The 13,852-nt window shown below is 70.0% G+C and carries 14 protein-coding genes; 7 read left to right on the forward strand and 7 right to left on the reverse strand.

Going from position 1 to position 13,852, the window contains the following annotated elements; genetic code table 11:
* Window positions 1-64 precede the first annotated feature (64 nt).
* Window positions 65-1,171 (forward strand): GlxA family transcriptional regulator, encoded by a 1,107-nt coding sequence (locus ACKI2N_RS29360; RefSeq protein WP_420998081.1) that lies wholly within the window; start codon window positions 65-67, stop codon window positions 1,169-1,171.
* Between the two features lie 37 nt (window positions 1,172-1,208).
* Here the strand turns inward: ACKI2N_RS29360 and ACKI2N_RS29365 are convergent, their stop codons facing one another.
* Complete coding sequence (locus tag ACKI2N_RS29365; protein WP_420998082.1) at window positions 1,209-1,940, reverse strand: BON domain-containing protein; 732 nt, start codon at window positions 1,938-1,940, stop codon at window positions 1,209-1,211.
* 183 nt (window positions 1,941-2,123) lie between these two features.
* Window positions 2,124-2,549: an OsmC family protein gene (locus ACKI2N_RS29370; protein ID WP_420998083.1), complete on the reverse strand. Its 426-nt coding sequence runs from the start codon at window positions 2,547-2,549 to the stop codon at window positions 2,124-2,126.
* Between the two features lie 477 nt (window positions 2,550-3,026).
* Between ACKI2N_RS29370 and ACKI2N_RS29375 the strand changes: the two genes are divergently transcribed.
* The 5 genes from ACKI2N_RS29375 to ACKI2N_RS29395 all read left to right on the forward strand — a co-directional run bounded on the left by ACKI2N_RS29375 (window position 3,027) and on the right by ACKI2N_RS29395 (window position 8,825).
* On the forward strand, window positions 3,027-4,112 hold the full coding sequence (locus ACKI2N_RS29375) for a calcium:proton antiporter (RefSeq protein ID WP_420998084.1): 1,086 nt from the start codon (window positions 3,027-3,029) through the stop codon (window positions 4,110-4,112).
* A gap of 221 nt (window positions 4,113-4,333) precedes the next feature.
* A complete protein-coding gene (locus ACKI2N_RS29380; RefSeq protein ID WP_420998085.1) occupies window positions 4,334-5,554 on the forward strand; it encodes an FAD-dependent oxidoreductase in 1,221 nt (406 codons plus the stop codon).
* Between the two features lie 71 nt (window positions 5,555-5,625).
* The gene (locus ACKI2N_RS29385) at window positions 5,626-6,549 is read left to right on the forward strand and encodes a LysR family transcriptional regulator (RefSeq protein WP_420998086.1); all 924 of its coding nucleotides are present in this window, start codon (window positions 5,626-5,628) and stop codon (window positions 6,547-6,549) included.
* 374 nt (window positions 6,550-6,923) lie between these two features.
* The gene (locus ACKI2N_RS29390) at window positions 6,924-7,997 is read left to right on the forward strand and encodes a porin (RefSeq protein ID WP_420998087.1); all 1,074 of its coding nucleotides are present in this window, start codon (window positions 6,924-6,926) and stop codon (window positions 7,995-7,997) included.
* A 180-nt stretch (window positions 7,998-8,177) separates the two neighbouring features.
* A complete protein-coding gene (locus ACKI2N_RS29395) occupies window positions 8,178-8,825 on the forward strand; it encodes a uracil-DNA glycosylase family protein (RefSeq protein ID WP_420998100.1) in 648 nt (215 codons plus the stop codon).
* Window positions 8,826-8,864: 39 nt separating this feature from the next.
* On the opposite strand, the gene wrbA is transcribed toward ACKI2N_RS29395, so the two are convergent.
* Window positions 8,865-9,485, reverse strand: a complete 621-nt coding sequence (gene wrbA / locus ACKI2N_RS29400; RefSeq protein ID WP_420998088.1) for an NAD(P)H:quinone oxidoreductase — start codon at window positions 9,483-9,485, stop codon at window positions 8,865-8,867.
* 296 nt (window positions 9,486-9,781) lie between these two features.
* On the opposite strand from wrbA, the gene ACKI2N_RS29405 reads away from it, so the two are divergent.
* Entirely contained in the window at window positions 9,782-10,042 is a 261-nt protein-coding gene (locus ACKI2N_RS29405) for a ubiquitin carboxyl-terminal hydrolase 14 (RefSeq protein WP_420998089.1), read from the forward strand.
* Here the strand turns inward: ACKI2N_RS29405 and ACKI2N_RS29410 are convergent.
* From ACKI2N_RS29410 to ACKI2N_RS29425, 4 genes are all read right to left on the reverse strand, one after another.
* Window positions 10,032-10,709: a GntR family transcriptional regulator gene (locus tag ACKI2N_RS29410; protein WP_420998090.1), complete on the reverse strand. Its 678-nt coding sequence runs from the start codon at window positions 10,707-10,709 to the stop codon at window positions 10,032-10,034. The genes ACKI2N_RS29405 and ACKI2N_RS29410 overlap by 11 nt on opposite strands.
* Before the next feature lie 2 nt (window positions 10,710-10,711).
* Window positions 10,712-11,710, reverse strand: a complete 999-nt coding sequence (locus ACKI2N_RS29415; protein WP_420998091.1) for a 2Fe-2S iron-sulfur cluster-binding protein — start codon at window positions 11,708-11,710, stop codon at window positions 10,712-10,714.
* 123 nt (window positions 11,711-11,833) lie between these two features.
* On the reverse strand, window positions 11,834-12,313 hold the full coding sequence (locus ACKI2N_RS29420) for a GlcG/HbpS family heme-binding protein (RefSeq protein WP_420998092.1): 480 nt from the start codon (window positions 12,311-12,313) through the stop codon (window positions 11,834-11,836).
* Window positions 12,314-12,366: 53 nt separating this feature from the next.
* Complete coding sequence (locus ACKI2N_RS29425) at window positions 12,367-13,827, reverse strand: aldehyde dehydrogenase family protein (protein WP_420998093.1); 1,461 nt, start codon at window positions 13,825-13,827, stop codon at window positions 12,367-12,369.
* Between the last annotated feature and the right edge of the window lie 25 nt (window positions 13,828-13,852).

The raw sequence follows: 13,852 nt of genomic DNA on the forward strand, positions 1-13,852 counted from the left end.
ATGCTAGCCGGTACGCGCGCGCCGAGGTAGGATCGATCCCGCCATTTGGAATGCCGATCTCGCCATGACCACCGCCGCCGCCCTTTCTGCGACCCCTCCTGCCAACCCCGCCCGGGGCATCGCCGCGCCGCTGCGCGTGCGCCTGCTGTGGCTGCCCGATGCCATGCCGGGCATGTTGTTCGGCGCGCTGGACGTGCTGCGCACCGCCGCCGGCGTGGCCCGCCTGCAGCGGCCCGGGGCGGACCCCGGCCTGAGCTGGAGCGTGATCGGCCCCAGCGGCCGCGCGCTGTCCCTGCCCGCGCTGGGGCTGGAGCCGGCGCGCCGCCGCCGCGGCGGCGAGGACGGCAACGCGCTGGTGGTGGTGCCGGGCGTGCATGCGCGCAACGCGCTGCACCTGGAGGAAATCGTGAGCGGCGCGGGGCCGGCGCTGCGCCTGCTGGAGCGGCATGCGCAAGCCGGCGGCTGGATCGCCGCCGGCGAGTGCGGCATCGCCTTTCCCGCCGAGATCGGGCTGCTGGACGGCGCGCGCATGGGCGCGCCTTGGCCGTTCCAGAGCTGGATGGCCCGGCGCTACACGCGCTGCGACTTTTCCGCCAGTGAGCCCATGAGCGTGCACCAGCGCGTGTTCGGCTGCGTGGCGCCGGCGCTGCAGACCGAGTTCATGCTGCGCGTGCTGGGCCACCTGCACGACCCGGACCTCGCGCAGGCCTGCTCGCGGCTGCTGCTGTACCAAGCCGAGCGCCAGCAGCTGACGCCGGAGCTGGTCTCGCAGCGCTGGCTGAGCCGCACCGCCGACAGCCCGGTCTACCGCGCCATGCGCTGGCTGCAGGCCAACGTGGACGCGCCCTACCGGCTGGCGCAGGTGGCCGAGGCCGCCGCCGTGAGCGAGCGCACCTTGCTGCGGCACTTCCGGCAGGTCAGCGGCATGAGCCCGCTGGACTATCTGCACACGCTGCGCGTGGAGCGCGCCAAGACCTTGCTGGAGGTGACGCTGCACGGCGCGCAGGCGGTGGCCGAAGCCTGCGGCTACAGCGACGCGGCGGCGTTCCGCCGGCTGTTCCAGCGCGCGACCGGCATGTCCATGTCGAACTACCGCGCGCGCTTCGCGCTGCGGGCACAGCGGCGCTACTGGCGCGTGGAAGACCTGCCGCGCGCCACGGGCGGGGCGTAGCGCGCCGGCGCCGCGCCCCCGGGTACTGCCAGGAAGCTCAGTTGCTCAGGACGATGCGGTTGACCACGTCTTCCACGCCGTGCACATACCAGGCATCGCGCTCGGCCTGGCGCCGGGCGGCTTCGCTGGTGGCATAGCCTTCGAGCGTCACGACGCGGTTGCGGGTCTGCACGTGGATGCGGTCGGCGTCGACGAACCGATCGGTTTCCAGCACCAGGCGCAGCGCTTCGGTGACTTCGTCGTCGCGGTCTGTCTCGGCCGGCGCCACCACCAGTTCGTTGATCACGCAGCGGCAGCCGCGCGACCACCACGCCAGCACCCCGGCCAGGCGCATGTGCGACAGGCTGATCACGTGGCCGCGCAGCGTGACCACACCGTCGGTGACCTCGATGGCGATCTCGCCGCTGGATTCGCCCACCGCCTCGCGCACCGGCTCCATGCGGCCCTTGGTATGCGCGCATATGCGGCAATTGCGGAAATCGATGGCCTGCAGCAGCCGCACGCAGATCGCATTGCGCAGCTCTCCGTCGCCCACCGGCGTGCCCTCGGACGCCACGCGCAGATGGTCTATCACCTCAGGCACACCGTCGACGCGGCGCACCATGGCGGCCACGCGGGATTTGTCGACGATATCCTGGACTTCGCCTTCGAGGATCAGCGCGCCGTCGCTCAGGCGCAGATGGATGGTGGGATGGATGGAATGGCTGTGAAACGGCACGTGGGCGATGGCCGCCCGGGCCTGGGTCAGGACTGCTTCACTGCTATACATGATGTCTGCCTTATCTTTAATAGTCTGGATATAGGAGACGCGTCCCCTCCGGCGAACGCACACTCCGCCGTGCGCCGACGTGGCGGTGCCCGGCAGGCAGTTTTCATTATAGGAAGCCAGTCCGGGCGTGCCCGGACTGTTGGCGCGGCGGGCACGCCCCTCCCGCCGCGCCGTGCGGCACGCTCAGGTTTCCACGGTGGCGTTCATGCTGATCTCCGCCTTGAGCACCTTCGATACCGGGCAGCCCGCCTTGGCCGCCTGCAGGCAACTCTCCACGGCGGCCTTGTCGGCGCCCGGCACGCGCACGGTCACGTCAAGCTGCACCGCCGTGATGGTGAAGCCCGCGCCGTCCTTGTCCAAGGTGACCGTGGCCTTGGTCTCGATCTTCTCCGGTACCAGCTTGGCCTCGCCGAGGATCAGCGACAGCGCCATCGAGAAGCAGCCCGCGTGCGCGGCGCCGATCAGTTCCTCGGGGTTGGTGCCGGGGCCGCCTTCGAAGCGCGCCTTGAAGCCGTAGGGCGCGTCCTTCAGCACCCCGCTCTGCGCCGAGATGGTGCCCTGCCCGTCCTTGATGCCGCCTTGCCATTTGGCCGATCCGTACTTTTGCATGACTGTGCTCCCACGATGAAAAGGTTGCGGCATGGCTTGCGCCGAGCCGGTGATGTGACGGAACCGCGTCCCGCCCGGACAACGCTCCGCGCCATGCGCCGCATGCGACTCCGGCGCGGTCCGGTGTCGCCGGCTTCACCCCGGAACGGCACCGTCTGGTGAAAATTCACCGAATCGACAGCAATTACCGCAAATAAACCGTCAATTTCCGTCAATTCATGCGAATTCTCGGGAACCGAATTGCCTGTGAAGATGCCTTATCTGCGCGCTGCCGGCTGGCGCGCGGCTCGCGTGCCCAGGCTGAACCACAATAGGACGCAAAGCCGGAAACGGACAGGAAGCCTGCCAGGCGTGTTCGATGCGGCACACGGCGCGGCACAGACCGGCGCCGCAAGCCGCGCACGGCCGGGTGCGGGCGCAAGCACAAGATCCAACGACAAGATCCAACGACAAAATCCAACGAAAAAGGGAGAACGGATGACTTTGACTTCGACGAAACTGCCGGCCTGGACGCTCTGGCTGCCCCTGGCGGCCTGGGCCATCCTGGCCGCGGGCATGGCGCTGCCCGGCCAGGGCGTGCTGCTGGCGCTGGCCGCGGTGGCGCTGGCCGGCTCCGTGTTTGCCGCCGTGCACCACGCCGAGGTGGTGGCGCACAAGGTGGGCGAGCCGTTCGGCACGCTGGTGCTGGCCATCGCCGTGACGGTGATCGAGGTGGCGCTGATCGTCTCCGTGATGCTCTCCGCCGGCCCGGAAAAGGCCGGGCTGGCGCGCGACACCGTGTTCGCCGCGGCCATGCTGGTGTGCAACGGCATCGTCGGGCTGTGCCTGCTGGTGGGCGGCCTGCGCCACCGCGAGCAGGCCTTCCAGGCGCCCGGCGCCACCGCCGCGCTGGCCGTGCTGGCCGCGCTGGCGGGGCTCACCATGGTGCTGCCGAACTACACCAGCGCGGTGCCCGGGCCGATGCTGTCGCAATCGCAGCTGGCCTTCGCCGGCGTCGCCTCGCTGGTGCTGTATGGCAGCTTCGTGTTCGTGCAGACGGTGCGCCACCGCGACTACTTCCTGGTGCCCGGCAACTCCGACGAAAGCGTGCACGCCCCGCCCCCGCCCGCGCGCGTCGCGCTGGCCAGCGGCGGCATGCTGCTGGTCTGCCTGGTGGCGGTGGTCGGGCTGGCCAAGCTGCTCTCGCCGACGGTGGAAGCCGCGGTGGCCAGCGCCGGCGCGCCGCCCGCCGTGGTGGGGATCGTGATCGCGGCGCTGGTGCTGCTGCCCGAAGGCCTGGCCGCGCTGCGCGCCGCGCGCGCCGACCGCCTGCAGACCAGCATGAACCTGGCGCTGGGTTCGGCGCTGGCCAGCATCGGCCTGACCATTCCCACCGTGGCGGCGGTCTTCATCGTGGTCGGCAAGCCGCTCATGCTGGGCCTGGGGCCGACCGAGACCGTGCTGCTGGCATTCACCCTGCTGGTCAGCACGCTGACGCTGCACTCCGGGCGCACCACGATGCTGCAAGGCGTGGTGCACCTGGTGCTGCTGGCGGCCTACCTGTTCCTGTCGGTGGTTCCCTGAACACGCGGCGACGCACGCGGCAGCTTGCGGGCGCGCCGCGCCTTTTTTCCGTGTCGAGCGCCGTGTCGAGCGCACACATTGCGCGCTCGCCATGAGACCAAAACGGTGCTGGTTGCGCGCGCCCGATTTGCGCACACTGGCGGCCATGACCACCCCATCGAACGATCCCCCCGCGCACCGCCGCCGGAGCCTGCGCTGACGGCCGGGGATCCATAGCACCCATGCGAATCGTCATCGTCGGCGCGGGCGTGGCCGGCACCGTCCTGGCCCGCGCGCTGGCCCGGCACCCAGGGCTGGACGTCACCTGCCTGGAACGCGCCGCGCCCGGCCATCATGCCGGCGCGCGCACCGGCATGGTGATCGCGCCCAATGCCGTCAAGGCCCTGCACCTGCGCGACCCGCTGCTGGCCAGCGCCATCGGCGAGGCCGGCCTGCCGTGGGACCACTGGCGCGAGTCGCAGTGCAGCGGCGAGACGCTGGCGGACCTGCCGCTCACGCGGGTGGCCGATCACGGCGGCGTGCGCATCCTGCGCGCGGCGCTCTACCGGGTGCTGCGGCACGGAGCGGGCAGCGCGGTACGCTATCGCTGCAACATGCTGGCCTGCGGCAGCGGCGCGCGCGATCCGGCACGCGGCTACGTCGAGTGGGAGCAGGACGGCCGCCGCCACCGGCTCGACGACATCGACCTGCTGGTCGGCGCGGACGGCGCCGCGTCGGCCACCCGCATGGCATTCGCCGGCAACGGCGCCGAACCCCGGGATGGCGTGCGGCAGTTCCGCCTGCTGGTGCCGGACAGCGGCGCTCAGGCCGGCGCCGGCGACGGCTACGAACAATGGCGCAACGGCGCCAGCCGCCTGTGCGCCATCCGCATGCCGGATGGCCTGCTGCATATCGCCGGCACGCTGCCCGGCGACGGCAGCGACGGCAGCAACGGCAGCCCGGCAACGCCCGCCCGCCTGCGCGCCGCGCTGCAGGCCGCGTTCGAACCCGCGCATGCTGCGCTTGCCGCGCGGCCGGCCTGGCTGCTGGAGACGCTGTGCCGGCATGCCGACGCGGTCCGCTGGTCCTGCCCGCGCGTGTCCCCGCCCCGCTACGCCGAGCCCCGCACGCAGGTGATGTACCTGGGCGACAGCGCGCATGCCACCGCGGCGGTGCCAGGGCTGGGCGCGACCCAGGCCATCGAGGACGCCTGCTGCGCCGCGCAGCTGATCGCCTCGGCGCTGGCCCGCGGCGACGGCGCGCCGCGCGCGTGGCTGGCCGGTTTCGAAGCCAACCGGCGCGCGCGCCTGCGGGCCGTGGCCTCGGCGCTGCCGGACGGCGCGCCCGCGCCGGGCAAGGCGCCAAAGGAGGCGCCGGAGACGGCACCGGAGACGGCACCGGACCAGGCGCCCCGGCTGGACGCCCTGCGCCGGCTCTACTGCGAGATCGCCTTGCCGGCGTGAGCGGCGCGCGGTGCGCACGATCCTTGCTAGCGAGAGCGTATCGATCTCACTAGCGCCCGAGCGCCCACGCCATGCTCCACCCGCCTCGCCTGTACCTCTACCTGGACGCCGTGGCCCGCCACGGTTCCATCCGCAAGGCCGCCGAGCAATTGCACGTGGCTTCCACCGCGCTGAACCGCAAGATCCTGGAGGTGGAGCAGGAAGTCGGCACCGCGCTGTTCGAGCGCCTGCCGCGCGGCGTGCGGCTGACCGCCGCCGGCGAGGTGCTGATCGCCACCGTGCGCCGCAGCCTGGCGGACCTGGACTCCGCCGCCGCGCAGATGGAGCAGTTGCGCGGCCTGGTGCGCGGCACGGTGCGGGTGGCCACGGTGGAATCGGTGGCCACCGATTTCCTGCCCGAGGTCATCGGCCGCTACCAGGCCACCCACCGCGGCGTGCAGTTCCGCGTCTCGGTGGGCCACTCCTGCGACCTGCTGGCCGCGCTGCGCGAGGACGAGGCGGACCTGTTGCTGGCGCACGACCCGCCGCCCACGCCCTTCCTGCACGAACTGTCCGTCTCCGCGCAGCCGTTCTGCGCGATGATGCGGCCCGACCATCCGCTGGCGGGCCGGCGCTCGCTGCGCCTGTCGGATTGCCAGCCCTATCCCGTCGCGCTCGGGCCCGAGAGTTTCGGCAGCCGGCAGCTGATCGAGGCCATCTGCGCGCGCAACCGGCTGTCGCTGCGGGTCATGCTGGAAGCCACCACGGTGGAGACGCTCAAGAGCTTTTCGCGCCAGACCGGCGCGATCAGCTTCCAGTTCCAGGCCGGCACGCTGCGCGAGACGCGCCAGGGCACGCTGACGGCCATCCCGCTGTCGGACCCCGAACTGTGCGCCGGCCGGCTGGTGCTGGGCGCGCGCAAGGGCCGCATCCTGCCGCCTGCGGCGGCCGCCTTTTCCGAGCACCTGAAGGCGGCGCTGACCGGGCTGTACCAGCCGCTGGAGGAAGCCGCATGAGCCGGCTGCGCCGGCGCGGCGAGCGCACACATTTTGCGTGCGCCATGAGAAGAAATAAGTGCTGGTTGCGTGCAATCGAATTGCCGCAAACTGCATCCATCGCAGCCATCCGTCGCCATACGATGAAACACCAGCCACGCACGCGGGCGTGCCCGATGCAGCAGCAAGCCTAGCGTAGCGGGCCCGCCTCCGGGTCCGCCATTTCCAGCGAACAGCAATGCGCCAGATGCGACGGGGCGGTGTCCTGCACACGCCCCGGGGGACTCCTTGTGCCCGCGCGTCCGGCCGGCGACCGGATTCGGCGATTCGACGTTTCGACACAAGAGCCAGCAACGACAGCAATGACAAAAACGGGGTCCACCATGGAGGTCTTTATGCAATGCAAGTTCAAGCCGGTAGTCAAACTGGCAGTCATGGCCGCAGCCGTGCTGTGCGGCAACGCGATGGCGCAATCGAGCGTCACGCTCTACGGGATGGCCGACGCCTTCGTCGGCGCCAGCAAGGCCGGCGGCGGCGAGCGCGCCTACGGCGTCAACAGCGGCGGCATGCAGACCTCGTACTGGGGCGTGCGCGGCACCGAGGACCTGGGCAGCGGCCTGAAGGCGATCTTCGACCTCAACGGCTTCTTCCGCCCGGACGCCGGCAAGCAGGGCCGCTTCGACGGCGACGCGCTGTTTACCCGCAACGCCTTCGTCGGCCTGCAGAGCGACAAGCTGGGCACCGTCAAGCTCGGGCGCAACACCACGCCTTACTTCATCTCGACGATCCTGTTCAACCCGCTGATCGACTCCTACACGTTCTCGCCGGCGATCTTCCACACCTACTTCACCGCCAGCAACGGCCGCGTCTATGACCCGGGCATCATCGGCGATTCGGGCTGGAGCAACTCGGTGGTGTATTCCACCCCCACCATGGGCGGGCTCACCGCCAATGCGATCTACGCCTTCGGCGAGCAGCCGGGCAGCAACGGCCAGAACAAGTGGGGCGGCAACGTGCTCTACTTCAACGGCGGCTTCGGCGCCACCGTGGCCTTCCAGCAGGTCAAGTTCAACAGCGTGCCGGGCGACGTCACCTCGCCCGCCGCGCTGGCCGGCTTCGACAAGCAGAACGCGGTGCAGGTCGGCGTGAGCTACGACTTCAAGGTGGTCAAGCTGTTCGCGCAGGGCCAGTACATCAAGAGCAGCGTGAACAACGCCACCGGCGACATCAAGCACACCAACGGCCAGGTCGGTGCGGCCATCCCGGTGGGCGCCGGCAGCGTGCTGGTCTCGTATGCCTACGACAAGACCAAGAACGACGCCGCGGACTTCCGCCGCAACACGGCCGGCGTCGCCTACGACTACAACCTGTCCAAGCGCACCGACGTCTACGTGGCCTACTTCTACGACAAGCTGACCGACCAGTCGCACGGCGACAGCTTCGGGGTAGGGATGCGGCACCGCTTCTGACGCGGGCGTCCCCGCGGGGCGGGCCCGCGAAAAGCGCGGCCCGCCCCCGTGATATTCCGGGCAGCAAAAGGCACCAACAAAGGCACTGGCATACCGCGGGCGCCACATTGCGAGAAAAGTGCCCTGTTCGATCCCTGCCCCATGCTTGGCAAACCTTGCCAGGCTCCCTACACTGCCGGCATGGGCACCCACTACCTGCTGGCGCAGCGGCCCGCCACCGAGGCACGTTCCCAACCCGACCTTCCTACCCTGTTGACGCAGGTCCGCGCCTGCCGCGTCTGCGCCAGCGACCTTCCGCTCGGCCCGCGCCCGGTGGTGCAGGCTGCGGCATCCGCGCGCATCCTGATCGTCGGCCAGGCGCCCGGCGCGCGCGTGCATGCCAGCGGCATCCCGTGGGACGACCCGAGCGGCGACCGGCTGCGCGAGTGGATGGGCGTCGACAAGACCGTGTTCTACGATCCGGCGCGCATTGCCATCGTCCCGATGGGCCTGTGTTATCCCGGGCGCGGCGCCAGCGGCGACCTGCCGCCGCGCAAGGAATGCGCGCCGCTCTGGATGGACGCGCTGCTGGCGTGCCTGCCGCACGTCGAACTGACGCTGCTGGTGGGGCAATACGCGCAACGGCGTTTTCTCGGCGCGGCGGCGCGCGCGGGCGTGACCGCCACGGTGGCCGGCTTTGCCGCGCACGGACCTGCCTACCTGCCGCTGCCCCACCCATCGCCGCGCAACCAGGGCTGGTTCAAGCACAACGCCTGGTTCGGGCAGGATCTGTTGCCAGTGTTGCGCGAGCGCGTGGCCGAAATCCTGCGGGGCGCCGCGCGGGACTAGCCGCCCGCGCGCCGGCGACGCGCCCTGCCTCAGTGTGCCTCAGTGCGCGGCCAGCTTCGCGGCGATGGTGGCCACGTGGCGGCCCTGGTAGCGGGCGATGGCCAGCTCGTTCTCGCTGGGCTGGCGCGAGCCGTCCGCCGCCGTGAGGGTGGAAGCGCCGTACGGCGTGCCGCCGGTGATCTGGCTCATGTCGAGCAGCCGCGCCTCGGCGTAGGGCACGCCGACGATCACCATGCCCTGGTGCAGCAGCGTGGTGTGGAAGCTCGTGATGGTGGTTTCCTGCCCGCCGTGCTGGGTGGCCGTGCTGGTAAAGACGCTTCCCACCTTCCCCACCAGCTTGCCGCCCATCCACAGGCCACCGGTCTGGTCGAGAAAATTGCGCATCTGCGCGCACATGTTGCCGAAGCGCGTGGGCGTGCCGAACAAAATGGCGTCGGCCTCGGCCAGCTTGTCCGGCTCCGCCACCGGCACGTGGGCGAACGCCGCGCGCGCGGCCTTGGCGCCGCTCTTTTCCAGTACCGCGTCGGGCACCAGCTCGGGCACCTGCAGCAGCGCCACCTCCGCGCCGCCGACCTCGCGCGCGCCGGCCGCCACGGCCTCCGCCATCTTGTAGACGTGTCCGTACATGCTGTAGAAGACCACCTGGATCTTGCAGGTCATGAGCACTCTCCTGTCGGAAAAACGGGAAACGGGGAAACGCGAAAGCGCGGGGGAACCGGCGAGGGACGACGGACGGGCGATCCGCGCCCCGGTGCGCCCACCCGTTGAGTCTAGGCGAAGCGTGGCGGCGGCGCGAAGGCGCCGCCACGCTTTCCTTCGCGGCACCGGCGCCTACAATTAGGCATGGTCCGGGCCATGCTGGCGTCGATGGGGTCTGGCGTGGTTGGGCGTGGTTCCGCGTGGTTGGGCGTGGTCGAGCACGGATACGCTGCCGGCACCGGGGAGGGAGTACCGCGATGACAACGGAGTGTCAGCATCTTGCGCTGAGCCATGCAGTCACGCCCAGCGCAAGCGGCTGCGAGGAATGCCTGCGCAGCGGCGACGAATGGGTGCACCTGCGCATCTGCCTGTGCTGCGGCCACGTGGGCTGCTGCGACAGCTCGCCGAACCAGCACGCCACCCGCCATTTCCTCGCCACCCAGCATCCGGTGGTGCGCTCGTTCGAGCCGGGCGAGTCGTGGCGCTGGTGCTATATCGACAAGCTGTTCATCCCTTGATCCACGCCGCGGGCGTGACCGGCGTGGCGGCGTCCGCCGCGCTGTAGACGTGGCGCGTGGCCAGCAGCGCGGCGAGGTCGGCGTCGCCGGCGATGACCGCCTGCAGGATCTGCGCGTGCTCGTCCCAGTTCTGCTGCGCGCGCAGGCGATGGGCCGGCGCGAACACCAGCCCGGTACGCTCGCGCAGCGAGCGCATCATTTCCTGCAGCACGCTGTTGGCGGCTATGGTGCCCAGCACTTCGTGGAAGCGGAAGTTGAGCGTGAGCAGGCGATCCTCCTCGCCGCTGCGCGCGGCGGCGGAGCCTTGCCGCAATACCTCCTGCAGCTCCGTCACCAGGCGCGGGTCGCGCCGCTGCGCGGCCAGCTTGGCGTTGAGCCCCTCCAGCGTGGCGCGCACCTCCACCATCTCGCGCGCCATATGTTCCGACAGCCGCGCCACCGACGCGCCGCGGCGCGGCTCGATGCGCACCAGCCCTTCGGCCGCGAGCGCGCGCAGGGCCTCGCGCACCGGCACGCGCGACACGCCCAGTTCTTCCGACAGCGCATGCTCCACCAGGCGGTCGCCCTGGCGGTAGATGCCGCCCACGATGCGCTGGCGCAGGGTGTCCGTCACCTGCGCGAACAGCGGCGAATGGCGCGCGCCGAGGCTGTCGCCGGGATGGTCCATGCTCAGGTGCGCTGGAAGGTGAAGCTGTCCGCGTAGATGTGCGCGCCGCTGGCGCCCAGGCCCATGAAGGTCTCGCGCGCGTCGCGGATCATGTCCGGCGAGCCGCACAGGTAGATGGCGTGCTCGGACAGGTCGGGCAGGTCCTCCGCCACCGCCTGCTGCACATGGCCGCGGCGCCCGGCCCAGCTCTCGCCGGCGCGCGACAGCACCGGCACGTACTGGAAGTCGTACAGGCGCGCGCCCCACTGCTGGATCTGATCGTGCAGATAGAGATCGGCCTCGGTGCGCATGCCCCAGTAGAGCGACACGGGCGGGCAGTCCGGGTCGTCCATCAGCGATTCGAGAATGCTCTTGATCGGCGCCAGGCCAGTGCCCGTGGCCACCATCACCAGCGGGCGGTAGTCGTCCTTGCGGAAGTAGAAGCCGCCCAGCGGCAGCTCCACGTCGAGCTGGTCGTCGGAGCGCAGGCCGGCGAGCAGGCGCTCGGTGAAATAGCCGCCGGGAATGCGGCGCACGTGCAGGTCGACGATGCGGTCCTTCGGCACCGACGCCATCGAGAAGCTGCGCGCCACGCCGTCGCCGGTGAAGATCTTCAGGTACTGGCCCGGACGGTAATCCAGCGCCTCGGCCTGCGGCAGCTCCAGCGTCAGGTGCACCACGTCGTCGCACAGCGGCTCGATCTTGCGGATCACCGCGGTGTGCCGCGCGGGCTCGGCGCAGGGTTCGCCGGGCCGCGCGGTGCTGATCACCAGGTCGCTGGTGGGGCGCGCCTGGCAGGCCAGCGCGAAGCCCTCCTCCTCTTCCTCCGGCGTCAGGCTCATGGGGTATTCCTCATAAGCCACCGTGCCTTCCACCAGCCTGACGCGGCACGTGGCGCAACCGCCGAAGCGGCAGTCGTGGGCCATTTGCACGTTGGCGCGCAGCGCGCCGTCGAGCACAGATTCGTCGGCGCCGACGTCGAACGATTGCTGGGATTCGATGAGATGGATACGGTAAGACATGGCAGACTCGGCAATGCGTGAAAGGCGAAGGCGCGTGGTACGTTGCCGACGGTCTGCTCCCCTCTCCCATCCGACGGGAGGGGGGCGGCCACGATCGGCAGGTTGACGGTGTCGGTTTCCTGCTTACTTCTTGATGTCGGCCTCGACCAGCACCTTCAGGTCGTCGCCGGCCAGCAGTTCCTGCAGCGCGGCCAGGGCCGCCACGCCGCACGCGGTGTCCTGCTCGCCGTTGCCGCCGCTCAGGCCGATGCCACCGATCACCTCGCCGTTGACCACGATCGGGAAGCCGCCCACGAACACCGCGAACTTGCCCTCGAAGCTCCACTGGATGCCGAACGCTTCGTTGCCCGGCAGCGCGGGGCCGTTGGGCGCCTGGTTGAACAGGTGGGTGGAGCGCTTGTGGCCGGCGGCGGTGAACGCCTTGTTCCAGGCGATCTGCGGACCGGTGATGCGGGCGCCGTCCATGCGCTCGAGCGCCAGCGGGTAGCCGCCGTCATCGACCACGCAGATCGATTCCAGCACGCCAATTTCCTCCGACTTGCGGATGGCGGCCGCCACCATGTGGCGGGCTTCCTTCAGTTCCAGCTTGATGGCTTTTCTCATGTCCTGCTCCTGCTTCTTCGCTTTGTGCTTGATGGGGTGGGTCCGCTGCCGCCTCAGCAGCCGCGGTACACGGTCTTGATCTGCGTATAGAACTCCAGCCCGGCCCGGCCCGACTCGCGGAAGGTGGAGGTGCTGGACTGCTTGAGCCCGCCGAACGGCGCGTTGATCAGGTTGCCGGTGGTGGTGCGGTTGATCTTGACGGTGCCCGACTGGATGTCGCTGGCGAAATCGTGCGCATAGCGCGGGTTGCTGGTCACGATGGCGGCGGACAGGCCGTACTCGGTGTCGTTGGCCTTGGCGATGGCGTCCGCGTAGCTGCTCGCCTCGATGATGGCGATCACCGGGCCGAAGATCTCCTCGCGGGCGATGCGCATCTGCTGCGTGACGTCGGTGAAGATGGCCGGCGCGACGTAGAAGCCCTTGTCGAACTCGCCGCCGGTCAGGCGCTCGCCGCCGCACAGGTGCGTGGCTTCGGCCTTGCCGATGTCCACATAGCCCAGCACGGTTTCGAGCTGCTTGCGCGTGGCCAGGGGGCCGAGGTCCATGCCCGGGGTCATGCCGCTGCCGATCTTGAGGGTCCTGACCTTGGCCAGCAGCTTCTCGGTGTAGGCGGCCTTGACCGATGCCATCACCAGCACGCGGCTGGTGCCGGTGCAGGCCTGGCCGCTCAGCGAGAAGCCGCCCTTGATGGTGAGGTCCACCGCGCGGTCGAGGTCGGCGTCTTCCATCACGATCAGCGGGTTCTTGCCGCCGAGTTCCATCTGCGTGCGCGTGCTCAGCGACACCGAGCGATGGATGTGCTGGCCGGCCGCGGTCGAGCCGGTGAAGGAAATCGCGCGCACGGCCGGCGCCTCGGTGATGGCCGGGCCCACGTCGCCGGCGCGGCCGGTGATGAAATTGAGCACGCCCTTCGGCATGCCGGCCTCGATGAAGGCCTGCGCCAGCCGGTAGCCGCTCAGCGGCGCATCCGACGACGGCTTGAACACCACCGTGTTGCCGGCGATCAGCGCCGGCGCGATCTTGCGCGCGGGAATCGACACCGGGAAGTTCCACGGCGAGATCACCGTCACCACGCCGAGCGGCTCGCGCTGGCTGTAGACCAGCATGTCGGCGTCATCCTGCGGATAGGTCTCGCCCGCGAACGACTGCCCTTCCACCGCGTAGAAACGGATGGTCTGCGCCGAGCGCAGCACTTCGTCCTTGCTCAGGTTGAGCGCCTTGCCTTCCTCGCGCGTGAGTTCCTCGGCGATCTGCCCGGCATTGGCTTCGAGCCAGTCGGCCGCGCCGTTGAGGATCTTGGCGCGCCTGGTGATCGGGGTCTTCTTCCACGCCTCGAACGCCGCCGCGGCGGCGGCTACCGCGGCCTGGGCATCTTCCGCCGTGGAGGCCTGGAAGCGGCCGACGATATCGTCCGTATCGGCGGGATTGACGTTGTCGAAGGTGCGCCCGCTGGCGCTCTTGGTCCATTCGCCGTTGATGTGATTGGCGAATTCGTCTGTTTTGGTTACTGCCATGATGTGCAAGCCTTTCGTCCGGTCA

This window comes from Cupriavidus sp. 30B13, assembly GCF_049059565.2.
Classification (GTDB): domain Bacteria; phylum Pseudomonadota; class Gammaproteobacteria; order Burkholderiales; family Burkholderiaceae; genus Cupriavidus.

Excerpts from the sequence above, each read along its gene's own strand:
- ACKI2N_RS29360 (WP_420998081.1), top strand. The coding sequence starts at position 65 with ATGACCACCGCCGCCGCCCTTTCTGCGACCCCTCCTGCCAACCCCGCC.
- ACKI2N_RS29365 (WP_420998082.1), bottom strand. The coding sequence starts at position 1,940 with ATGTATAGCAGTGAAGCAGTCCTGACCCAGGCCCGGGCGGCCATCGCC.
- ACKI2N_RS29370 (WP_420998083.1), bottom strand. The coding sequence starts at position 2,549 with ATGCAAAAGTACGGATCGGCCAAATGGCAAGGCGGCATCAAGGACGGG.
- ACKI2N_RS29375 (WP_420998084.1), top strand. The coding sequence starts at position 3,027 with ATGACTTTGACTTCGACGAAACTGCCGGCCTGGACGCTCTGGCTGCCC.
- ACKI2N_RS29380 (WP_420998085.1), top strand. The coding sequence starts at position 4,334 with ATGCGAATCGTCATCGTCGGCGCGGGCGTGGCCGGCACCGTCCTGGCC.
- ACKI2N_RS29385 (WP_420998086.1), top strand. The coding sequence starts at position 5,626 with ATGCTCCACCCGCCTCGCCTGTACCTCTACCTGGACGCCGTGGCCCGC.
- ACKI2N_RS29390 (WP_420998087.1), top strand. The coding sequence starts at position 6,924 with ATGCAATGCAAGTTCAAGCCGGTAGTCAAACTGGCAGTCATGGCCGCA.
- ACKI2N_RS29395 (WP_420998100.1), top strand. The coding sequence starts at position 8,178 with ATGGGCACCCACTACCTGCTGGCGCAGCGGCCCGCCACCGAGGCACGT.
- wrbA (WP_420998088.1), bottom strand. The coding sequence starts at position 9,485 with ATGACCTGCAAGATCCAGGTGGTCTTCTACAGCATGTACGGACACGTC.
- ACKI2N_RS29405 (WP_420998089.1), top strand. The coding sequence starts at position 9,782 with ATGACAACGGAGTGTCAGCATCTTGCGCTGAGCCATGCAGTCACGCCC.
- ACKI2N_RS29410 (WP_420998090.1), bottom strand. The coding sequence starts at position 10,709 with ATGGACCATCCCGGCGACAGCCTCGGCGCGCGCCATTCGCCGCTGTTC.
- ACKI2N_RS29415 (WP_420998091.1), bottom strand. The coding sequence starts at position 11,710 with ATGTCTTACCGTATCCATCTCATCGAATCCCAGCAATCGTTCGACGTC.
- ACKI2N_RS29420 (WP_420998092.1), bottom strand. The coding sequence starts at position 12,313 with ATGAGAAAAGCCATCAAGCTGGAACTGAAGGAAGCCCGCCACATGGTG.
- ACKI2N_RS29425 (WP_420998093.1), bottom strand. The coding sequence starts at position 13,827 with ATGGCAGTAACCAAAACAGACGAATTCGCCAATCACATCAACGGCGAA.